17 protein-coding genes are annotated in these 21,961 nt (G+C 72.8%); 4 read left to right on the top strand and 13 right to left on the bottom strand.

All coding sequences use genetic code 11. From position 1 onward, the window contains the following. Positions 1-25: 25 nt before the first annotated feature. Positions 26-1,117, bottom strand: a complete 1,092-nt coding sequence (locus H9640_RS01590; protein WP_191788976.1) for a type I restriction endonuclease — start codon at positions 1,115-1,117, stop codon at positions 26-28. 291 nt (positions 1,118-1,408) lie between these two features. After that, positions 1,409-2,869 carry an MFS transporter gene (locus H9640_RS01585; RefSeq protein WP_191788975.1) on the bottom strand — a complete coding sequence of 487 codons (1,461 nt, stop codon included), beginning with the start codon at positions 2,867-2,869 and terminating at the stop codon, positions 1,409-1,411. A 143-nt stretch (positions 2,870-3,012) separates the two neighbouring features. On the opposite strand from H9640_RS01585, the gene H9640_RS01580 reads away from it, so the two are divergent. Then, on the top strand, positions 3,013-3,879 hold the full coding sequence (locus H9640_RS01580) for a DUF3097 domain-containing protein (protein ID WP_191788974.1): 867 nt from the start codon (positions 3,013-3,015) through the stop codon (positions 3,877-3,879). Positions 3,880-3,955: 76 nt separating this feature from the next. Here H9640_RS01580 and H9640_RS01575 read toward each other — a convergent pair whose 3' ends face one another. The 5 genes from H9640_RS01575 to lepA form a co-directional block, all read right to left on the bottom strand. Beyond that, positions 3,956-4,507 (bottom strand): DUF4870 domain-containing protein, encoded by a 552-nt coding sequence (locus H9640_RS01575; RefSeq protein WP_191788973.1) that lies wholly within the window; start codon positions 4,505-4,507, stop codon positions 3,956-3,958. A 212-nt stretch (positions 4,508-4,719) separates the two neighbouring features. Further along, positions 4,720-5,802 (bottom strand): DUF2189 domain-containing protein, encoded by a 1,083-nt coding sequence (locus H9640_RS01570; protein WP_191788972.1) that lies wholly within the window; start codon positions 5,800-5,802, stop codon positions 4,720-4,722. A 160-nt stretch (positions 5,803-5,962) separates the two neighbouring features. Then, positions 5,963-8,047: an acyltransferase family protein gene (locus H9640_RS01565; RefSeq protein ID WP_191788971.1), complete on the bottom strand. Its 2,085-nt coding sequence runs from the start codon at positions 8,045-8,047 to the stop codon at positions 5,963-5,965. Beyond that, on the bottom strand, positions 8,044-9,450 hold the full coding sequence (gene hemW / locus H9640_RS01560) for a radical SAM family heme chaperone HemW (RefSeq protein ID WP_191788970.1): 1,407 nt from the start codon (positions 9,448-9,450) through the stop codon (positions 8,044-8,046). The genes H9640_RS01565 and hemW overlap by 4 nt, the downstream gene beginning before the upstream one ends. A 76-nt stretch (positions 9,451-9,526) precedes the next feature. After that, positions 9,527-11,449: a translation elongation factor 4 gene (lepA, locus tag H9640_RS01555; RefSeq protein ID WP_191788969.1), complete on the bottom strand. Its 1,923-nt coding sequence runs from the start codon at positions 11,447-11,449 to the stop codon at positions 9,527-9,529. A 264-nt stretch (positions 11,450-11,713) separates the two neighbouring features. Here lepA and H9640_RS01550 point away from each other — a divergent pair, with 264 nt between their 5' ends. Both H9640_RS01550 and rpsT read left to right on the top strand, forming a co-directional pair. Next, entirely contained in the window at positions 11,714-12,406 is a 693-nt protein-coding gene (locus tag H9640_RS01550; protein WP_191788968.1) for a type II toxin-antitoxin system PemK/MazF family toxin, read from the top strand. A gap of 243 nt (positions 12,407-12,649) precedes the next feature. Next, a complete protein-coding gene (rpsT, locus tag H9640_RS01545) occupies positions 12,650-12,910 on the top strand; it encodes a 30S ribosomal protein S20 (RefSeq protein ID WP_191788967.1) in 261 nt (86 codons plus the stop codon). 130 nt (positions 12,911-13,040) lie between these two features. Here the strand turns inward: rpsT and H9640_RS01540 are convergent, their stop codons facing one another. The 5 genes from H9640_RS01540 to H9640_RS01520 form a co-directional block, all read right to left on the bottom strand. After that, positions 13,041-13,559 carry a GNAT family N-acetyltransferase gene (locus tag H9640_RS01540; protein WP_191788966.1) on the bottom strand — a complete coding sequence of 173 codons (519 nt, stop codon included), beginning with the start codon at positions 13,557-13,559 and terminating at the stop codon, positions 13,041-13,043. Continuing rightward, positions 13,556-14,572, bottom strand: coding sequence for a DNA polymerase III subunit delta (gene holA, locus H9640_RS01535; protein ID WP_191788965.1), 1,017 nt, complete (start codon positions 14,570-14,572; stop codon positions 13,556-13,558). The genes H9640_RS01540 and holA overlap by 4 nt, the downstream gene beginning before the upstream one ends. 202 nt (positions 14,573-14,774) lie before the next feature. After that, positions 14,775-17,345: a ComEC/Rec2 family competence protein gene (locus H9640_RS01530; protein WP_318243595.1), complete on the bottom strand. Its 2,571-nt coding sequence runs from the start codon at positions 17,343-17,345 to the stop codon at positions 14,775-14,777. A 64-nt stretch (positions 17,346-17,409) separates the two neighbouring features. Then, positions 17,410-18,396: a helix-hairpin-helix domain-containing protein gene (locus H9640_RS19515; protein ID WP_318243594.1), complete on the bottom strand. Its 987-nt coding sequence runs from the start codon at positions 18,394-18,396 to the stop codon at positions 17,410-17,412. Positions 18,397-18,504: 108 nt separating this feature from the next. Beyond that, positions 18,505-19,359, bottom strand: coding sequence for a DegV family protein (locus tag H9640_RS01520; protein WP_191788963.1), 855 nt, complete (start codon positions 19,357-19,359; stop codon positions 18,505-18,507). An 83-nt stretch (positions 19,360-19,442) separates the two neighbouring features. On the opposite strand from H9640_RS01520, the gene H9640_RS01515 reads away from it, so the two are divergent. Further along, positions 19,443-21,362 carry a helicase HerA-like domain-containing protein gene (locus H9640_RS01515; protein WP_191788962.1) on the top strand — a complete coding sequence of 640 codons (1,920 nt, stop codon included), beginning with the start codon at positions 19,443-19,445 and terminating at the stop codon, positions 21,360-21,362. Between the two features lie 76 nt (positions 21,363-21,438). Here the strand turns inward: H9640_RS01515 and H9640_RS01510 are convergent, their stop codons facing one another. After that, a complete protein-coding gene (locus tag H9640_RS01510; RefSeq protein WP_191788961.1) occupies positions 21,439-21,906 on the bottom strand; it encodes an endonuclease domain-containing protein in 468 nt (155 codons plus the stop codon). Positions 21,907-21,961: the final 55 nt, after the last annotated feature.

Raw genomic sequence — 21,961 nt, 5'->3', positions numbered from 1 at the left:
GTCAGGCGACGGCCCGCCCCGACGATCAGTCGTAGTAGTGCACGCTCTTGCGGATGTGCTCGGCGAAGTTGTAGATCTCCTCCGGCGTCTCGATCGCGTGTCGGGTCTCGTTCTTCTCCTCGTCGAACAGCCCTACGTACTTCTGCCCCGTGTTGAAGTGAAGGCGGGCGAGCGGCTTGCGGTTGTTGTCGTCCAGCAGGATGCCCATGTAGCTCTTCGTGTCTCGATGCACGATCCTGCTCGGCGGAACCTCGCTGCATGCAATGGCTCGGACGATCTGGAACCCCTCGAGTTCCTCGAACGTCGTCACGATCCCGCGATCGGCTTCTTCGACGGCCTCCGCAACACTCTCTCGCGCCGCCGACTCACCGGTCAGCGGGGCGGCGGACTCCGCGTACCCCTGTCCGCCGAGTGCGGCCTTGAGACGCTCGTTGACCTGGTCCGCGAGGAATTGCTTCATCGCCTTCGTGACGAGTGTGCGGAACTGCTCGCGCACCTTCTGGGTGATCGAACCCTCGTACACGCGGCCGGTGAGGGCCTTCACCCACTCGGCGTCCGGTTCACGGAACTGCACCGCAAGCGCTCGCTTGAGAGCGCCGATGTATTTCAGTTCTTCAGCGGCACTCACCACGGACTCGAGGTCGAACGAGTCCTTCGTGAGCTTCTGGATCTCTGGCACCAGCGAGTCGTCGAGGTCGGAGAGGTCGAGTTGCAGGAAGGGCTTGTCGTCCATCCTGTTCGGTCGGTCGAGATCGGTGAAGAAGTGGTAGTTCTCGCCGTTGGTCAGGACTGCGATTCGTGCGTTCGTCGTCGCGAAGTACCGAAAGAGCTGGGACGCGTGGTTGATCCCCAGCGGGCTGCCGACCGTCTTCGCCTCGATGAGGATCTGGACCTCGCCGTCCTTGACGATCGCATAGTCGATCTTCTCGCCCTTCTTCGTCCCGACGTCCGCCGTGAACTCGGGAACGACCTCGTTCGGGTTGAACACGTCGTATCCCAGGACGAGCGAGATGAACGGCATGACGAACGCGTTCTTGGTCGCCTCCTCGGTCTGGATCGAGGCCTTCTGCTGACGAACCTTGGTTGCCAACGAGGCAAGACGCTCCGCGATTTCCAACCGAATCACCTATCTCGACGTAGTGTGTGGTGGCCGCAGCATAGCGGGGCGGCAATCGAGAGGAACGATTGCTCGCGAACTTCACCCACAAATTCACAGATCGCGCAGCCTGGCTCGCCGGTCGAGCATTCCCGCGAGAGGCACGTTCAGACGTCGGGTTCGTCCGTGCCGAGCAACCAGTCGCCGCACCCGACGACGCGGCCCGCGGCCCGCCGTCGGGCTCTGGGCGCTCGCCGGGCCTCACCGCGCCGGGCCTCACCGCACCGTCCACGCCGCACCGGACGGCGGCGCTCACGTCGCGGACGTCACCTTGCCCTCGGGCGCTGCCTGCGCGTGCCGCGCCCGCAGGTCGACGACCGCGACCACGAGCGAGACCGCGACCAGGGCGACCGTGATGAGCATCGCGGTGCTCGCCGCGACGGCTCCCGTCGAGCCGCCCGCCTTGAGCGAGTAGTACGTCGAGAGGACCACAGCGATGCCCATGGCCGATCCCACGCGCTGCCCGAGCTGGAGCATGCTGCCCGCGACTCCCGCGAGCTCGACCGGGACGCGGGCCAGGGTCAAGGTCTGGTTCGGGGAGATGACGGTCCCGCTGCCGATCCCGGTGATCATCATGGTCAGGGCGATGCCCCAGCCTGCGACCGACGAGTCGTCCCCCGTGGCGCGGATCGCGAGGATCACGCCACCGAGCCCGACGAGCACCACCACGAGGCCCGCGACCACGAGCGGCCGGCCCCAGCGCGCGACCCCGCGACCCGCGAGCCACGACGCCACGCCCGACGCGATCGCGAACGGCATCCCGATGAGCCCCGCGTGCAGCGGCGTGAAGTGCAGGTCGTTCTGCAGGTAGAGCGTCGCGACGAGGAAGATCCCCGTGAACCCCGCGAAGTACGTGATGCCGAGCAGCGTGCCGTTGCGGAACGACGTGAGCGACAGGACCCGCGGGTCCAGGACCGGGGCGCCCGTGGTCCGCTGGTAGCGCCGCTCCCAGAACACCGCGGCGACGACCGCGACCGCCCCGAGCGCGAGCCACCACCAGCGCCCGGGGTCGTCGTCCTGGCCCGACGTCGTGACGAACGGCAGCATGACCGCGACCGTCGCGACCGCGATGAGGACGAGGCCCACGGGGTCGAGCCTGCGCGGGCCGGGCCTGCGCGCCGTCACGGGCAGGAACCTGATCGCGAGGGGCAGCACGACCGCGATGATCGGGACGTTGATCCCGAAGATCCAGCGCCACCCGTTCTCCTCGCCTGCGACCTGGAGGATCAGCCCGCCCAGGAGGGGCCCGAGCGCGGTCGAGACGCCGATCGTCGCACCGAACATGCCGAACGCCTTGCCGCGCTCGTACCCCGAGAACATCTGCTGGATGAGCCCGATGACCTGCGGGTTGAGCATGCCCGCGCTCACGCCCTGCAGGAGCCGGGCGATCGCGAGCCACTCGTCGTTCGGCGCCAGGCCCGCCGCGAGGCTCGTGAGCGCGAAGCCCACGAGGCCGACGATGAACAACGTCCGACGCCCGCCCGCGTCCCCCAGGCGACCGGACGGGACGAGCGCGAGACCGAACGCGAGGGTGTAGCCGGCGACGATGAGCTGCAGCTCGGTCGGGCCCGCGTCGAGCGCCTTCTCGATCGACGGGAGGGCGACGTTGACGATCGACACGTCGAGCATGGTGATGAAACCGACCGCGAGGCACAGCCCCAGGACGCGCCACCGCTGGGCGTCGGGCGTGGCCGGGCCGTTCGAAGTGCTCACCGGCCAGTCGTACCACGGTGCGTGGGCCCGCACCCGGCGAGCGGCCCGCGAGGGGCGGTCTCGTGGCGCCCGGGTCCACGACCTCGCGGGTCGCCGCGCGCCCCTTCCGGGCGCACGGGCGACCACCGCCTAGGGTGAGTCGGGTGAGCTTCGATCGCTACGGTTCCGACGTCCTGTCCAGCGCGACCCCCGCCCCGGTCCCCCACCGCCGGCGACCTGTGTCCCGCCCTCAGCCCGCCGAGCGCGGCCTCGTCGTCGAGGACGTCGAGACCGGCTGGGTCGGCGCCGTGGTGCGCGTCGAGAAGTCCGGCGGCATGCACGTCGTCGTCCTCGAGGACCGAGCAGGTCGCACGCGCACCTTCCCCCTCGGCCCGGGCTTCTGGGTCGACGGCGAGCCCGTCGAGCTGACCGCCCCGGTGACCTCGACGGCGCCCGTCGCCCCGACGCGCACCGCGTCGGGCTCGCGGGCGGTGGCGAACGTCCGGGCGCGCGTCGCGCGCGGCAGCCGCATCTGGGTCGAGGGCAAGCACGACGCCGAGCTCGTGGAGAAGGTCTGGGGCGACGACCTGCGCATCGAGGGGGTCGTGGTCGAGCTGCTCGACGGCGTCGACAACCTCGCCGAGGCGCTCAAGGACTTCGGCCCGACGGCGGAGCGCAAGGTGGGCGTGCTCGTCGACCACCTGGTCCCCGGTAGCAAGGAGACGCGCCTGGTCGCGGAGGCCCTGCGGGGCGTGCGCCCCGGCACCGTCATGGTCCTGGGCCACCCCTACGTCGACGTGTGGCAGGCCGTTCGGCCCGAGCGCGTGGGACTCGACGTGTGGCCCGTGATCGAGCGTGGCACCGAGTGGAAGCGCGGCATCCTGCGCGAGCTCGGCTGGCCGGCGGCCGAGCAGGCCGACGTCGCCCGCGGCTGGCAGCGCATCCTCGGGACCGTGCGCACCTACGCCGACCTCGAACCGTCGCTGCTCGGCCGCGTCGAGGAGCTCATCGACTTCGTGACGGCCGACTGAGGCCCCGCGTCCGGGACGACGTACCGAGGGCGCGTCCTGGGTCTCCCCCAGGACGCGCCCTCTGCGGCTCGTCGGCCTACTTCACGATCTTCACGTCGACCGGGTAGCTGGTCGGACGGCCGTTGCTGACGGCCTGGAACGCGATGATGCTGAACACGAGCGACGTCACCCAGACGCCGAAGACCACCAGTCCGGACAGGAAGCCCGGGAGCACCCAGTTCGCGGCGAGCAGGACGAGGGCCACGGGGATCTGGAAGTTGAGCGCCTTCTTGGCCTCGACGTCCACGACGTGGCTGCGCTCGCGGAAGACGAGCCAGATCACGAGCGGTGCGAGGAACCCGAGGATCCCACCCAGGAGGTGGGACAGGCTCGCCCACGTCTTGGTGTCGGCAGGCGAGAGAGGGGAAGCCGGGGCCCCCTGGTAGCCCGGCGGCGGGTACTGGCCCTGGGGCGGGTACTGGCCCTGCTGGCCCGCGGGAGGGCCGTACGAGGCCTGCTGACCTGCCCATCCCTGCTGGCCGGGCTGGCCGGGTTGCCCAGGCTGGGCTCCTGGCGTGCCGTGCTGGTCCGTCGGGGGCACGTACTGCCCGTAGTCGGGGACCTGGTCGGAAGGGTTCTGGCTGCTCATCGGGGCCTCTCTACGGACGGACCGGACCGTTCAGGACGGACCGGGCGCCTCACGCTAGCCGGTCCGGCGCACCCGCGGCCACCGTGCCCGTCACCCGACCGAACCGGTTCACCCGGCAGACACCCGGCGCTCGCCCGTGGGCAGACGACGACGGGCCGTCCCACCCCCGAGATGGGGGTGCGGCACGGCCCGTCGTCGGGAAGGGTGCGAGGTCAGACGGGCTGCTCGTCCACCAGACGCCGGTAGGCGTAGGCGACCGCGATGTACGACAGCGGGATCGTGACCAGCAGGCCGACGAAGCAGACCAGGAATCCCAGGATGTTGATCCCGAAGAGCGCCAGGAGCAGCAGGAAGACCGACCCGAAGTTCTTCGCGACGAGCGACCAGCTGGACTTGATCGCGGTGATCGCGTCCTGCTCCTTGTCGAGGGTGAAGTAGTAGACGAACGCCGAGAAGATCGCGACCGCGATCCCGGGCAGGATGCACAGGATCGTGCCGATGATCGTCATGACGGCCACGAGGAAGGCGGCCAGCAGGACGTTGCCGACGTTGGCGATCCGGAAGAACGCCGAGACGTCGGGCTTGCGGCCCTGGGTCTCGTCCAGAGCGCCTCGGGAGTAGAACGCGGCGATCAGGTAGCTGATGATCACGCCGATGATCGTCAGCAGGACGCCGACGAAGCTCAGCCCCAGCGCCTCGGCCATGTTCGTGTCCGAGAACCCGTCGGTGCGGTAGTCGGTGAACCGGTCGAACCCGCCCGAGATCCAGTTGAAGACCGCGTTGATCACCAGGAAGATCAAGGCCGCGAGGATCCACGGCCACGGGTTGGCCCAGAACTTCTTCCACCCGAAACCGATCGCGTCACCCACCGAGAACGGGGCAGCACCCGCGTACGCCGGCTGGCCTGGCGGCGGGTAGGCGCCAGCGGGCGGCGGGTACGCGCCTGAGGGCGGCGGGTACGGAGGCTGCTGGCCGCCGGCGGGAGCGCCGTAGGGCTCTGCCGGGGGCGGGGTCGGGGCGCCGTACGGCGGCGCGGCCGGAGGACCTGGCTGCGCCGGCGGGGTCGGCTGGGCGGGTGGCGTGGGCTGAGCCGGTGGCGTCGGCTGGGCGGGCGGCTGCGTGGGCGGCTGCGTCGGCGGCGTCACCGGGGGCTGGGCAGGCGGCTGGCTCGGCGGTACCGGATCAGACGGCGGTGGTGCGGCGGCGGCGCCCGGGTCCGGAGTGCTCGCGTACGGGTTCTGGGGCGTCGGCTCGTTCTCTTCCGGCGGCGGCCCGCCTGCGGTGTTGTCGCTCATCGTGATCCCTCGGGTCGGCGGGGTGCGGCAAGCCACACTGTGAACGGACTGTGACGATCGAACATTTCACAGATCACCCTCCACGATGGGGCGTTCGGTCCATTCCCGCCACAGGAAGCGCAGCCCGCGCGAAGCGCCGCCCGTCGGCGCCCCCGCGGCGTCAGGAACCGCGGAGCGCGGCCGCCTGCGTGAGACCGCCCGCGACGACCCCCGCGTAGAGCGAGGCGCCCTCGCCCGTGGGGTGCACGCCGTCGGGCCCGAGGAGCGCAGGCTGAGCCCCGACCGCGCCGCTCCAGTCCGCGACCACGACGTTCCCCCAGCGCTGGGACGCGCCGACGAGCTCGGCGTTCGTGACGGGCACCCAGGACCTGTCGGCGTACCCCGTGACGAGCACGACCGTGTGGTCGGGGCCGATCGCGGCGAGGACCCTGTCCATCATCGCGGCGTCCACCGTGCTGTTGGTCCCGAGCGAGAGGACGACGTACGGCCGGAGGTTTCCCGCCGCGCGGACGGCGTCGACGAGACCGACGGCGTCCTTCATCTGGCGGGCCACGGCGCCGTCGATCAGCACGCCGGGGAGCGAGGTGGTCAGGGCCGGTGCGCTCGCGAGCGTGACCGAGTCGCCGATGATCGTGACCTGGTCGCCGGGCGGGGGCGTCGGGGCGACGGCCGGGGCCGGCGCTTGCGGCGCGGCAGGCTCTGCGGGCACCGGGGCCACCTCCGGGGCCGGTTCCGCCGCGGCGGCGCCACCGGGCTGCTGGGTCTGCGCGGCAACCTCCTGTCCCGCCCGGATCTGCGCCTCGAGAGACGACGTCGCGGGGGCACGCACGAAGCCCGTGACCGCGAGCCCGACGACGACCACGACGCCACCGACCGTGAGCCACCCGCGGACGGGCAACGGGTTGCGACCCGATGCGCCCCGTCGGAGCCACGCCACCACGGTTCGCACGTAGCCGCCCAGACCACGCCCCATGACAGGGCGCTCGACGTACCGGTAGGACAGCGCCGCAGCACCGAACGTCACGACGGTCGCGGCGAGCGCGACCCACGGGCCGGGGCTCGCGTACAGCCCACCGCCCCCGGCGAGCGCGGCGGCCAGGACGAAGACCGGCCAGTGCCACAGGTACAGGCCGTACGAGCGCGCGCCCACCCAGCCCACCGGCCCCCGGTCCAGATGCTTGCCGAGGCCCGGTGCGTGCAGCACGAGGTTGACGACCCCCGCCGTCGCGAGCGACACGGCGAAGAGGCCGCCCCGGTAGGTGAGGCCGTCGTCCCACGGCATCCAGAACATTGCCGCGACCAGGACGGCCGCGCCCGCGATCCCCGTGGCGGCGACGAACAGGGTTCCCTTGCGCGTCGTGGTCCGCGGCGACTCCCGGACGAGGGTGGGGCGTCCGGTGCGCAGGTGCCAGAAGGCCAGGAACGCACCGATCATCAGCCCGAACAGGTGGGTGTCGGTACCGAAGTAGACCCGTGTCGGGTCCGTGCCGGGCGAGTAGAGGAACGCCATCGCGACGGCCGATCCCCCGGCCAGCACGCCCGCCAGGACCAGTGCCCTGCGCCGCGTGATCCGCAGCGCGAGCACGGCGAGGACCACGAGCGGCCACACCAGGTAGAACTGCTCCTCGACCGCGAGCGACCACAGGTTCGCGAAGATCTGCGGTGCCAGCCCCCCGGAGTACGTGCTGCCCTGGGCGATGTAGACCCAGTTGCTCGTGAACGTCGCCGCTCCCGCCACCTGCGCCCCGATCCCCACCAGGAGATCACCCCCGACGAGCCCCGCGGCAGCCGTGCACACCAGGACGACCAGGCCCAGCGCCGGCAGGAGCCTGCGGGCTCGCCGGACCCAGAACCGGGACAAGGACACGGCCCGCCGGGCACGGAACTCCCGGACCAGGAGCGTCGTGATGAGGAACCCGGAGAGCACGAAGAAGATGTCGACGCCCACGTACCCGCCGGGCAGGACCTGGGGGGCGAAGTGGAAGACCATGACCGAGAGCACGGCCAGCGCGCGCAGCCCGTCGAGCCCGGCGATCCGCCGGTACCGGACCGTCGGTCGCACCGGTCGCGACGGGCGGTGGCCGTCGGGGGCCGGTGGGTTCTGCGGCGGGGGCCCGACGAGGGACCTGTCCGGCGAGTCGAGGTCGAGGTCGGCAGGTCGCAGTCGCTGCCACACGTCGACGCGGTCGGTCGAGGTCCTGGCCGCTCCGGCCTGCGCCCGAGCCGACTGTCCTACCGTCGTCACCCGTCAGTCAGCTCCCGTACCACCGTGTCCGCCAGCAGCCGCCCTCGCAGGGTCAGGACCCCGCGGCCACGGATCGCCGCCTTGCCGTCGAGGAGGCCTGCCGCGACCATGCCGGCCACGTTGCGCCGACCCACCTCGGTAAGGACGCTCAGGTCCAGTCCTTCTCGCAGGCGCACGCCGAGCATGACGCGCTCGAGATGGGCCTCGGCCACCGTCAGGAGCTCCCGGCCGGCCGCCGGGCTGCTGCCCGCCTCGAGCAACGCCGCATAGCGCCGCGGGTGCTTCACGTTCCACCATCGCACGCCCTCGCGGCCGCCCGACGCAGGCTGGGCCGAGTCGTCGGCCGAGTCGTCGGACGCGTCCTGGAGATCCTCGGAGAGCCCCTCGGGGGCCGCCGAGCCACCTGTACGGTTCGATGCTCCGCCGATGTACGAGTGCGCCCCGGGGCCGACCCCCCACCAGTCCTCACCGCGCCAGTACGCCAGGTTGTGGCGGCACACGAACGCGGGGTCCGCCCCGACGTCCCCGGGGGCACCGTCGCCCTCAGCCCGCCTCGCCCAGTTGCTGACCTCGTACCACTCGAGCCCGGCCGCGGTGAGCAGCTCGTCCGCGAGCTCGTACTTCTCGGCCTGGTCGTCCTCGCTCGGCAACGAGATGTCCCCGCGGCGCACCTGCGCGGCCATCTTCGTCCCCTGCTCGACCACGAGCGCGTACGCCGACACGTGATCGACACCGGTCGCGAGCGCTGCCTCGAGGCTCGTGCGCCAGTCGTCGATGCTCTCGCCGGGGGTCCCGTAGATCAGGTCGAGGGACACCGCGAGGCCCGCGTCGCGCGCCCAGCGCACCACGTCAGGGATACGCCGCGGGTCGTGGGTCCGTTCGAGCGTCGCGAGCACGCGCGGCACGGCCGACTGCATCCCGAACGACACCCTCGTGAAACCCGCCTCCGCGAGCTCGGCGAGCGACTCGGGGGTCACCGAGTCGGGGTTCGCCTCGGTCGTGACCTCGGCGCCCGGCGCCAGGCCCCACGCCTCGCGCACGCCCGCGAGCATGCGCCCCAGGTCGCCGGCCGGCAGCAGCGTCGGGGTGCCGCCGCCCACGAACACGGTCGAGACCGGGCGCGACGCCAGCCCGGCGCGGTCCATGACCCGGGCCGCCAGGTCGATCTCGCGCAGCGCCGTGTCCGCGTAGGAGGCCTGGCTCGCACCGCCGCCCAGCTCGGAGGCCGTGTAGGTGTTGAAGTCGCAGTAACCGCAGCGCACGGTGCAGAACGGCACGTGCAGGTACACGCCGAAGTCACGACCCGCGTGGTCGTCCGCCCCCGCACCAGGAACCGCACCCACCCACGCGGGGAGAGCGCCGTCGTCGGGCACGGGGATGCCGTCCGGGAGAGCCGGGCTCATGCCCGCCCCCCGGACGCCGCGGAGCGCGCGGCCCCCGGCACATCGAGGACCACGCGCTCACGAGAAGAACGGCACCTCACTTCTTGGACTTGTCCTTCGCGTCCTTGCCCCCGCTGCTGCCCGCGCCGTCGGAGGACAGCGCCGCGATGAACGCGTCCTTGGGGACCTCGACCGTACCGATCGTCTTCATGCGCTTCTTGCCCTCCTTCTGCTTCTCGAGCAGCTTGCGCTTACGGCTGATGTCGCCGCCGTAGCACTTGGCGAGCACGTCCTTGCGGATCGCGCGGATGGTCTCGCGGGCGATCACGCGCGCTCCCACGGCGGCCTGGATGGGGACCTCGAACTGCTGGCGCGGGATGAGCTCCTTGAGCTTCTCCGTCATCATGACGCCGTACGAGTACGCCTTGTCCTTGTGCACGATCGCGCTGAACGCGTCGACCGTCTGGCCCTGGAGCAGGATGTCGACCTTCACCAGGTCCGCCGCCTGCTCGCCCGAGAGCTCGTAGTCGAGCGACGCGTAGCCGCGCGTCTTGGACTTGAGCTGGTCGAAGAAGTCGAACACGATCTCCGCGAGAGGCAGCGTGTACCGCAGCTCGACGCGGTCCTGCGAGAGGTGGTCCATGCCGCCCAGCACGCCGCGCTTGCCCTGGCAGAGCTCCATGACCGCACCGATGAACTCGGTGGGGCACAGGATCGTGGCCTTGACGACGGGCTCGCGGATCTCGCCGATCTTGCCGCCCGGGAACTCGCTCGGGTTGGTGACCGTGACGACCGAGCGGTCCTCGAGGGTCACCTCGTAGACGACGTTCGGCGCGGTCGAGATGAGCTCGAGGTCGAACTCGCGCTCCAGACGCTCGCGCACGATCTCCAGGTGCAGCAGGCCCAGGAAGCCCACGCGGAACCCGAAGCCGAGCGCGACCGACGTCTCGGGCTCGTAGTTGAGCGCCGCGTCGTTGAGCTTGAGCTTGTCCAGGGCGTCGCGCAGGACCGGGTAGTCCGAGCCGTCGATCGGGTACAGGCCCGAGAACACCATGGGCTTGGGGTCGCTGTAGCCGCCCAGCGCGTCCTCGGCCGGCTTGGCCGCGTTGGTGACCGTGTCGCCGACCTTCGACTGGCGCACGTCCTTGACGCCCGTGATGAGGTAGCCGACCTCGCCCACGCCGAGCCCCTTGGTGGGGTGCGGCTCGGGCGCGGACACGCCGATCTCGAGGAGCTCGTGCGTCGCCCTGGTCGACATCATGACGATCTTCTCGCGCGGGTTCAGGCTGCCGTCGACCACGCGGACGTAGGTCACGACACCGCGGTAGGTGTCGTACACCGAGTCGAAGATCATGGCGCGCGCCGGGGCGTCGGCGTCGCCCTGAGGGGCCGGCACCTCCTGGACGATGCGGTCGAGCAGCTCGGTCACGCCCATGCCCGTCTTGCCCGAGACCTTCAGGACCGTCGAGGGGTCGACGCCCACGAGACCAGCGATCTCCTCGGCGTACTTCTCGGGCTGCGCGGCCGGCAGGTCGATCTTGTTGAGCACCGGGATGATCGCGAGGTCGTTCTCCATCGCGAGGTACAGGTTCGCGAGAGTCTGCGCCTCGATGCCCTGCGCGGCGTCCACGAGCAGCACGGCCCCCTCGCACGCGGCGAGCGAGCGCGAGACCTCGTACGTGAAGTCGACGTGCCCGGGCGTGTCGATCATGTTCAGGGCGTACGGCACGAGCGGCGCCGACGTGTCGTCCGGGTCGTCCCCCTCCCGCACGGCCCACGGCATGCGCACGGCCTGCGACTTGATCGTGATGCCGCGCTCACGCTCGATGTCCATGCGGTCGAGGTACTGCGCACGCATGGCGCGCGAGTCGACGACGCCGGTGAGCTGGAGCATGCGGTCGGCCAGCGTGGACTTGCCGTGGTCGATGTGCGCGATGATGCAGAAGTTGCGCAGCAGCTCGGGCGGCGTCGCCGCGGGCTGGATGCGGGTGCTCAGCTGGGCGCTGGGGATCGGGGACAACGGGGGTGCGCTCCTGTGGTGGGTCAAGACGGGGCGGCGGACGGCGCCCGCCCCTGCGGATCGGTGCTCGACGACGGAGCGTGAGCCGCCGGGACGTGCCCGGCAGGTCGCTGGTCGTCGCACGCAGGGTCGGACAGCAACCACCATTGTCCCACGACCCCGCGCGGCCGAGGCTCACGCGACCGTCCGGAGCGGGACGCGCGGCCACCGTGCCCGCCGCTGGGCACGCTCCTGCCCGCTGCCCCGTCCCGGTAGATTGCGGGCGTGGCTCAGAACAAGTGGATCTCCCTGCTCACGGACGCGGCGCGCGCGATCCTCGGCGCGCTCGGCGGCTCGTCCCGCGCGGGCGGCACGTCCGGGAGCGGTCCGGGCACGTCCCGCAAGCCCTCCGGCCCGACGGCGTCGGGCACCCCGCGCGGAGTGGCGCCACGCCCGCGGACGGGAGCGACGGCGTCGGGCACGCGCGCGCCGAAGCCCGGACCCCAGGCGGGGGGCCGCGGGTCTGGCAGCCCCGCGGGCCCCGCGAGCGCGCGCGGACCCCGGCCCACGGGCAGCTACCCCGGCGACTTCACGGGCCGTGTGCGGGCCGAGTACTCCCCCCAGCTCGACGGCGACCCGGACCCCGGCGAGATCGTCTGGACCTGGGTGCCCTACGAGGAGGACTTCTCCCAGGGCAAGGACCGGCCCGTGCTGCTCGTCGGGCGCGACGGCGGCTGGCTGCTCGCGACCATGCTGTCGAGCAAGGACCACTCACGCGACGCCGCCGACGAGGCGCGCTGGGGGCGGCACTGGCTCGACATCGGCTCGGGCCCGTGGGACTCCCGCGGCCGCGACAGCGAGGTGCGCCTCGACCGGGTGATCCGCGTCGACCCCGGCGCGGTGCGCCGCGAGGGCGCCGTCATGGACCGGCGCACGTTCGAGACGATCGTCCGTGAGATGGGTCGGATCCAGGGCTGACGGGCGCGCACGGGCGACGTCCGTGGGCACCCGTACGGCGCGATGGCAGGCCGTGCCGAGCCGGAGGTGAGCATTCTGGCCGATCTCGCGGTCGGCTGGTAGTCTAGGTGGCTGCGTGTCCGCCCAGGTCGGCGGGCACAGTTCCAGCTCCTCTCCAAGGGTTCCCCACCCCCAGTCCCGGAGCTGGAATCGCCCTCTACGACCTATTCGATCGCTTCGGCGAACACACCAGAAAGTCCACACGTGGCAAACATCAAGTCTCAGATCAAGCGCATCAAGACGAACGAGAAGGCTCGTCTGCGCAACAAGGCCGTCAAGTCGGAGCTCAAGACGAACGTTCGCCGCGTTCGCGAGGCCGTCGCCGCCGGTGACAAGGAGGCCGCTGCCAGCGCCCTCGCCACCGCGTCGAAGAAGCTCGACAAGGCAGTCTCCAAGGGTGTCATCCACCAGAACCAGGCTGCGAACCGCAAGTCGGCTCTGTCGAAGGCCGTCAACGCTCTCTGAGCGTGACACTCCCTTCCACGCGTGACCTTGTGCGCCCCTGATCCACCTCGGGCTGCACGGTGAACGTCGAGAGGCGCTGCTCCCTTCCACGGGGCAGCGCCTCTCGTGCGTCCGGGGGCGGGTCGCCCCGTCAGGCGCGGCCCGTGCCCAGCTCGGCCCGCAGGAGCACGCCGCTCCCGCCCGTGAACCGGATCGTGTGGAACGAGGCCGCACGCGCCACCTCGCGGAACCCCAGGTCCTCGTGCAGCGCGAGCGAGGCGACGTTGGTCGCGTTCACGACGCAGCAGACGAAGCCCGCCCGCTCGGCCACCCAGTCCGTGCGCGCCCGGGTCAGTGCGCTCCCGACGCCGCGACGGCGTGAGGCTGGGTCGACCGTGACACCTCCGAGGTAGTGGCCGACCGGCGCCGGGCCGTCCGCGTACGACCACCAGTGGGTCTTCGCCCAGCCCACGACCTCCTCGCCCATGGTCGCGACGACCACGACCCGTTCCCGGTCGGCCAGGGCGAGCACGAGCTGCTCCCGGTCCGTCCCGCGACGGGCACGGCGCTCGATCCCGGCGACGGCGTCCAGGTCGTCCTGGGTCGCGGGCCGCACGTGCACTCCAGGACCCGTGTCCTGGCCCGGCACGGCGCGTCCCTGGGGACTCATCGTCCCGAGCCGTGCGCCCCGGCGATCGTCAGCACCGCGCGCTCGACCGCGAACACCGGGTCACGGCCGCCGCCCTTGACCTCGGCGTCCGCCTGCGCGACCGCGGTGATCGCAGCGGCGAGCCCCTCGGGCGTCCAGCTCGACAGGTCCTTCTTCGCACGGTCGATCTGCCAGGGGGCGAGCCCCAGGTCCTTGGCCGAGGCTCCCCCGCGGCCGCGCATCGCAGCGACCTTGGCGAGGGTGCGCAGCTTGATCGCGAGCACCGCGACGAGCGGCACGGGGTCCACGCCTGTCGCGAGCGCGTGCCGCAGCAGCGACACGGCCTCGCCCGCCTTGCCCGCCACGGCCGCGTCGGCGACCCGGAACCCGGTGGCCTCGACCCTGCCCCCGTAGTACCGGTCGACCGTCGTAGCGCTGATGGTGCCCGTGGTGTCGGCGACGAGCTGCGCGCACGCGCTCGCGAGCTCGCGCAGGTCGTTGCCGAGAGCCTCGACGAGCGCCTTGACCGCACCGGCGTCTGCCCGACGCCCCGCGGCCTTGAACTCCGCCGCGACGAACGACAGCTTGTCGGCGTCCTTCTTGATGGCCTCGCACGCCACGACGGGGGCTCCGCTCGCCCGGATCGCGTCGAGCATCTTCTTGCCCCGCACCCCACCGCCGTGCACGATCACGACGGTCGTGTCCGGGTCCGGGGACGCCACGTAGTCCACGACGTCCGGGATGAGCGCGTCCGCGGCCGCCTCCGCGCCCCGCACGACCACGAACTTGGGCTCACCGAAGAGCGAGGGGCTCGCGGCGACCGTCAGCATGCCGGACTCATAGGTCACGGCCTCGATCTCCGACTTCTCCGCCTCCGGGTCGCGGGCGCGGGCGAGCTCGAGCAGCGAGTCGACCGCGCGCTCCGCCAGGAGCCCCTCGGGTCCCTGCACCAGCACCACGGGAGCGAGCTCGACCGCGTTCCAGGGGAGCGTCGCGGACGGGCGGGCGGAGGTGCGGGAGGGAGCGGCAGCCATGGGCACAACGATCCCACGGGCCACCCACCCGAGGCACATCCCGGGCAGTGTCCCGGCGAGACGTCCCGGCGAGACGTCCCGGTGCCCGGTGCCGAGCATGCGGTTGGCGTCGTGATCGGCCCGATTCCGGACGACGACCGCATGCTCGACCAGCGACAACCGCATGGTCGGCAACTGAGCGGCTCGGCTCGGCTCGTCCCCGTCACCCGCCCGCGCAGCCCGCGACGGCGAGCGCCCCGTCGCGCACCACGAGCGCGAACGTCCCGCAGCGGTCGGTGCGCAGGACCGCCGCTCCGGCGTTCTCGTAGAGGGCGAGCGCGGCGTCGTTCGGGTGGCCGTAGGTGTTCTCGCCGGAGCTCACGATCGCGACCGTCGGGCTCAGGGTCGTCGCGAGCCCGTGCGACTGGACGCGGGACCCGTGGTGCGCGACCTTGACGACGTCGACCTCGGCACCGCCTGCGCGGGACCGCAGCGTCCGGTCGAGGGCCTCCTGCCCGGCGTCCTCGAGGTCGCCGAGCGCGACGAGCGTGAGCTGGGGAGTCGTGACGAGCAGGGCGATGCTCGCGTCGTTGGCCCCTCCCTCGGCCTCGGCCAGGGCCGGGCGCCCGTGCTGCGGGGACGGTGCAGCGGTGCTGAGCCCAGCCTGCAGCACCTCCCACGACACGTCACCGAGCACACCACCGGTCCCGGGCTCGGCGACCTCGACGGGGACCCCTCGGTCGCCCAGGTCGTCGAGCACCCGTTCGGCCTGCTCGGCGGGGTCGCCGAGGCCGGTCACGAGCGCCCGGTCCACCTGCCTCCCGTCGAGCACCGCGTCGAGCCCGCCGACGTGGTCGGCGTGGAAGTGCGTGAGCACGAGCAGGTCGAGGCGCTCGATCCCGAGGTCGTCGAGGCAGTCCCCCGCGGCGGGCCCGGCGGGCCCGACGTCGACCATGAGGCCGCGCCCAGCACCAGTGCGGACGACCAGTCCGTCGCCCTGGTCGACGTCGCACGCCACGACCGCCCAGTCGGTCGGCACGTCACGACCCGTGGGGGCGATCCAGCGCGGCCAAGCAAACGCCACGCACCCGGTGGCCAGGGTGGCGAGCACCGCCCACGCCACGAGGAGGCGCAGGGTCGCGCGGCGCCGTCGTCGGGCGAACGCCTCCCGCACGCTCGCCCGCACCGCGGTGCGCCACGCGGGCGGCCACCCGCTCCCGCGGCTCCACGGCACCCGTACCCCGGCAAGGCCCGCGACCCACCGCCAGCGCCACACCAGGACCAGCCCGACGACGGTCAGCACCGCGAGCGCCGCCGCGCCACCGACTCCGCCCGGCCACGGCAGCCGCGCCCCGGGGAGGTCCGCGAAGAACCGGGCCACCGCGGCGATCCACCACGACGCCAACCCTGCAGGCCACGCCAGCACGACCCCGGCCCAGGGGAACCACGGGGCCACGAGGGTCGCGAGCACCCCGAGCACGGTCGCCGGGACGAGCGCTGGTGCGGCGACCAGGTTGGCCGGCACCGCGTATGTCGCGACCGACGGGTCCAGCAGCACGAGGACAGGTGCGCACGCGAGCTGCGCCGTCAGCGGGACGGCGAGCGCGAACGCCGGCACCTTCCCGATCCACGGCGCGAGCCGTCGTGCCACGGGCTGCGTGCCGAGGACCAGCGCGGCCGTCGCGACGCTCGACAGCACGAACCCGTACGACCGCGCGAGCCACGGGTCCAGCACGAGCAGCACCACGACGACGGTCGCGAGGGCCGGGAGCGCCCTGGACGGGCGCCCCAGCCCGATCCCGACGAGCCCGACGACGCCCATCGCCGCGGCGCGCAGCACGCTCGGGTCGGGGTGGACCAGGAGCACGAACCCCGCCATGACCGCTCCCGTCACGACCACGCGCACCCCGCGCGGCGCCCTGGCCGTGGCGCACAGTGCCGTCACCGTCGCGACGACGATCGCGAAGTGCCCGCCGGAGACCGCCGTCACGTGCGTCAGCCCCGTGGTCTTGAGTGCCTCGTCGAGCTCGTCGTCGATGCGCGACGTGTCCCCGACGGCGACGCCCGGCAGCAGCGCCCGCGCATCCGTGGGCAAGCCGTCCGAGACCGCGAGCAGGTCGGCCCTCAAGGTGTTGACGACGCCCAGCGCGGGGACCGGTACGCGGGTGACCTCGGGCGGTCCGGTCGCGACGAGCGTCGCGGCGGCCTTGTCCCCGGGGTCGGCAGGCACGAGCGTGCCCGACGCGCGGACCTCGCTCCCGTACGCCAGGTCACCCCACGCGGGGCCCGCGAGGACGTCGACCTGCCCACCCGCGGGGGCCGCGGCGCCGCGACCTCCGAGCACGGTGAGGTCGAGCGTGGTGCGGACCGAGTCCGCCACCCCCGACCACGGGTTCGTGACCTCCTCCGGTTCGCCCACGACCCGCCCCACGGCCTCGACGGTCGCGCCCTGGGCGGCGAGGTCGGCGGCACCTCCCCGGTCCCGGGCGACGAGGTGCATCGTCCCGGCGAGCAGCACGGCCAGCACGCACGCCACGACCAGGGCGCACTGCCCGAGCCACGGCCGTCCCGGGGTGCGGCGTGCGGGGCTGCGGTGTCCGGGGACACCGCGACCGGGGACGCCGCGACCCAGCGCAAGGGTGGCCACGGATCCGCGCGGGCGTCGGTCGACGAGCAGCAGCACGCCGGGCAGCACCACCAGCAACGTGCTCACGACGGTCCCCGCCAGGACGGCCCGGGGCTCGGCGGCCGTGAGCCACCACGCACTCCCCCAGGCCGCGAGCGCCGCGGGCACGAGCCGGAGGTCCGTCGCAGTCGCCCGAGGGGGCCGCGCTGGGACCGACACGTCGCGCCGCGCCTCAGACACGCACCTGGTCGCGCAGCCTCGCGAGCAGCGCGTCTCCGATCCCGCTCACCTCCCCCAGCTCCTCGACCGTCGTGAACGGGCCGTTCGCCTCGCGCCACTCGACGATGCGCGCCGCGAGCACAGGGCCGATCCCGGACAGTCCGTCGAGCGCGCCCTCGTCGGCGGTGTTGAGGTCGAGCGGTCCCGTCGACTGGCCGTCGCCTCCCGGCGCGGGCCGGGGGGCAGCGGCAACGACCTCCCCCGGCCTCGGCACGACGATCTGCTCGCCGTCGACGACCTCGCGCGCCAGGTTGACCCCCGCGAGGTCGGCGTCCGGCGTGGCGTCCCCGGCCGCGGTGAGCGCGTCCGCCACGCGTGACCCCTCGGGTACCGTCACGAGCCCGGGCGCGGCCACGGCGCCGACCACGTGCACGACGACGTCGCTCACCGCGGGCGCCTCGATGCCGGCCCCGGCCCCGCTTCCGGGGGCGGTCCCCTCCTCGTCTCCCGGTGCGGTGGAATCGTCGCTGCCGCCTCCCGGCTCGCCGACACCCTCCACCGGGACTGCGGCCTCGTCGCCGAGGGCGGCCACGGGTCGCAGGTCGTCGCCGTCGGCGAGCACCCGCGCTCCCACGCCCACCGCGAGCAGGAGCACCGCGACCGCGGCGACCACCGCCGTCCGCGCACCGACGGACCAGCGGCGCGGACCGCCGTCGGGCACGTGCTCGAACCCCGAGTGCGACGTCGGGTGACCGTTGGCCGCCGTGTACGCCTCCGCGACCGCGGACAGGGGGTGGCGCCGGGGCGCCGGCTCGTCCAGCTGGCCTTCGTCGGCCTCTGAGGTCGATCCCGGACGTGAGGTCGAGTGCTGAGGGACGTCGTCGCTCGACACCGGGTCGAGGGCCGGGTCGACGCTGCGCAGCCGCCGCAGCCGGTCCGCTCCGCCGGGGCGGGGCAGGTCGTCGTCGGCGGTCGGTGGGCGCGTCCGGGAGAAGGTCACGCGGGCACGCTAGGCGCGTGGGCACACCGCCCGCGGGCCAGCAGGACGGTGCTGTGGACGCCACGCACCGCGGGCAGACCTGTGCACGGCCAGCTCCCGAGGAACGACTTACGGCGCGCGGTCCGCCACGACGATCGCCAGCACACCCGGGCCCGCGTGCGCCCCGACGACCGCGCTCACGGGCGTGACCGCAGCCCGCACCCCGGTCTCGTCCCACAGCCGGTCGGCCACGTCCCTCGCCGCGCCGTCGTCGCCCAGGTAGTGCACCGCGAGCTCGGGCTCACCCCGACGCTCGACCGAGTCGACCGCCACCTGGATCAGCCGGTCGACCGCAGCACCCCGTGTCCGGACCTTCTGGATCACCTCGATACGACCGTCACGCACCGCGAGCAGCGGCCGTACCCCGAGCACCGTCCCGAGCGTCGCGGCCGCCACGCCCAGGCGGCCACCGCGGCGCAGGTGGTCGAGCGATTCGACCATGAAGATCGCGCGGCTCGAGTCCGCGACCGCGATCGCTCGCCGCGCCACCTCGTCCACCGTCCCGCCGGCCGCCGCGACGTCGGCCGCCGCGAGCGCCGCGAACCCGAGGCCCATCGCGACGGTCCGCGAGTCCACGACCCGCACCGGCACCGGGGAGCGCGTCGCCGCGAGCGCGGCCGCATGCACCGTGCCTGACAGGTCGCCCGACAGGTGGACCGAGACGATCGACCGCGCACCGGCCCGAGCCGCCGCCTCGTAGGCGGTGACCAGGGCGTGCGGCGTCGGCTGCGACGTCGTCACCCGCTCGCCCGCGCCGATCCGGTGCGCGACGTCGTCGGGCGACACGTCGATGCCCTCGAGGAACACCTCGTCCCCGGCCAGCACGTGCAGAGGCACCACGGACAGCGCCGGGTGGTCACCGGAGGGGAGGGAGGCGGTCGAGTCCGTGACGACATGGACGGCCGGGTGCTTGGCAGGACTCATCTCCGGGACACCTTACGTGGCACGCGCAGGACGTCGCATCCTGCGCCGCGCGCTCACCGGAGCACCGCCCTAGGATCCGAGACATGCCCGACGACGCAGCCCCCTCGCCCGCAGAGCTCGCCGCGCTCAAGGCCGCCGCCGCGCAGGCGGCCGCCGAGGCGGCCGAGGCCAAGGCCGCCGCCGCACAGGCCGCGCTCGAGGCTGCCGAGGCCGCGGCAGCCGGGTCCACCGGCGCAGGCTCCCCCGCCGAGCCTGGCGAAGACGCCCCCGCCGACGCGGCGCCGTCGGGCACGCCCGACCCGGCCACCACCGCCCCGGCAGCCGCACCTGCGACGCAGGCTCCGCCGTCGGGCCCCCTGGACGGCTACCCCGCCGAGGTCGCCGCAGGCTACGCCTACCGGGGTGCGACGCTCGCGCTCGGCGCGCTGCTCGAAGCCCCCGAGGCCCCCGGCGATCCCCTGCCGCGCGCCGACGTCCAGGTCGGGTTCTCGCTCGCGATGCTCAACCGGCACGGGCTCGTCGCCGGGGCCACCGGGACGGGCAAGACCAAGACGCTGCAGGGCATGGCCGAGGGACTCTCAGACGCGGGCGTGCCGACGTTCGTCGCCGACATCAAGGGCGACCTGTCGGGGCTCGCGGTGCCCGGCGCGAGCGGCGAGAAGATCCTCGAGCGCACCGCGAGCATCGGGCAGGACTGGGAGCCGACCACCTACCCGGTCGAGTTCTACTCGCTCGGCGGGCTCGGCAAGGGCATCCCTGTCCGGACGACCGTGAGCGACTTCGGGCCGCTGCTGCTGTCCAAGGTGCTGGGGCTCAACGACACGCAGGAGTCGAGCCTCGGCCTGATCTTCCACTGGGCCGACACGCAGGGCCTCGCGCTGCTCGACCTCAAGGACCTGCAGTCGACCATCGCGTACCTCACCTCGGACGAGGGCAAGGCCGAGCTCAAGGGCATCGGCGGGCTGTCCGCGGCCACGGCCGGGGTCGTCCTGCGCGAGATCGTGACGCTCCAGGCGCAAGGAGCGGACGTGTTCTTCGGCGAGCCCGCGTTCGACACGACCGAGCTGCTGCGCGTCGCGGCCGACGGGCGCGGCACCATCTCGGCGCTCGAGCTGCCCGCCGTCCAGGACCGGCCCGCACTGTTCTCGACCTTCCTCATGTGGCTGCTCGCCGACCTGTACCAGGACCTGCCCGAGGTCGGCGACCTCGACAAGCCCCGGCTCGTGTTCTTCTTCGACGAGGCGCACCTGCTGTTCACGGGCGCGACCAAGGAGTTCGTGGCGCAGGTCGTGCAGACCGTGCGCCTCATCCGGTCCAAGGGCGTGGGCGTGTTCTTCGTGACGCAGAGCCCCAAGGACGTGCCGGCCGACGTCCTGGCCCAGCTCGGCAACCGGGTCCAGCACGCACTGCGCGCCTTCACGCCCGACGACGCCGCGGCCCTCCGCGCGGCCGTGCGGACGTTCCCGCGGTCCCCCTACGACCTGGAACAGCTCCTGCAGTCGCTCGGGACGGGCGAGGCCGTGGTCACGGTGCTGACCGAGAAGGGCGCCCCGACACCGGTCGCGTGGACGCGGGTCCGCGCGCCCCGGTCGTCGATGGAGCCCGCACCGGAGACCGTGATCGACGGGATCGTCGCGGGCTCCCCGCTCGCCGCGCGGTACGCCGTGGCGGTCGACAACGAGTCGGCCTACGAGCTCCTCGCCGCGCGGATCGCCGCACAGCAGGCCGCGGCCGAGCAGGCGGAGCTCGCCGAGAAGCTCGCCAAGGAGCAGGAGGCCGCCCAGAAGGAGGCCGAGAAGGCAGCCAAGAAGCAGGCCGACGAGCTCGAGAAGATGCGCGCCAAGCTCGAACGGGACGCGGCCCGAGCGGGGGGCGCATCCGGGACGCGGAGCACTCCCCGGAAGTCGAGCGCGTCGTCGGGCCTCGACAAGCTCCTGGGCTCGATGGCGACGCAGCTCGGCCGGGAGATCACGCGAACGGTGTTCGGAACCCGCCGTCGCTAGACGGCGGCCGACGCGCCGGCGCTGAGTGCGGGATTTGGCCGCGACTCGCCGGGCGTGTCGCAGCCGAATCACGCACTCAACGAGCCAGGGCCGCCAGGACTCGGCGGATCAGCCGCTCAGGATGTCGGATCACGTCGTCCGCGGTGACCGTGATGATCAGCCAGCCAGCCTCTTCGAGGCGCTGCCGACGCTCGACGTCTCGTCGCCAGGTGGCCGGATCGGTCCGGTGGACGTCGCCGTCGTACTCGATCGCGATCCGGAGCACCGGGTAGGACATGTCGGGCAGCGCCAGGAACGCCCCCGACGGGTCGATCGCAGGCACGTTGACCTGCGGACAGGGCAGTCCCGCTTCCACGAGGATCATCCGCGTCCGGGACTCCATCGAGGAATCGGTCCCAGCGACGACGTGCTCGATCGCCGCACGCGCACTGACTATCCCTCGCATCCGGTGCGTCGCGGCGAGCAGGTCGCGCAGCTTCTCGACGGTCGTCGCAGGGTTCTTCCGGCGAGTCATGGAGTCCCCCAGCACCACGAGATCGGTCACGCTGAGACCGTCAGAGAGGTGGAGCCAGGTCTGCGCGGGTGTCGTGACCGGGAGG

Source organism: Oerskovia gallyi (genome assembly GCF_014836745.1).
Taxonomy (GTDB): domain Bacteria; phylum Actinomycetota; class Actinomycetes; order Actinomycetales; family Cellulomonadaceae; genus Oerskovia; species Oerskovia paurometabola.
This window is presented reverse-complemented; position numbering and strand designations above follow the sequence as displayed.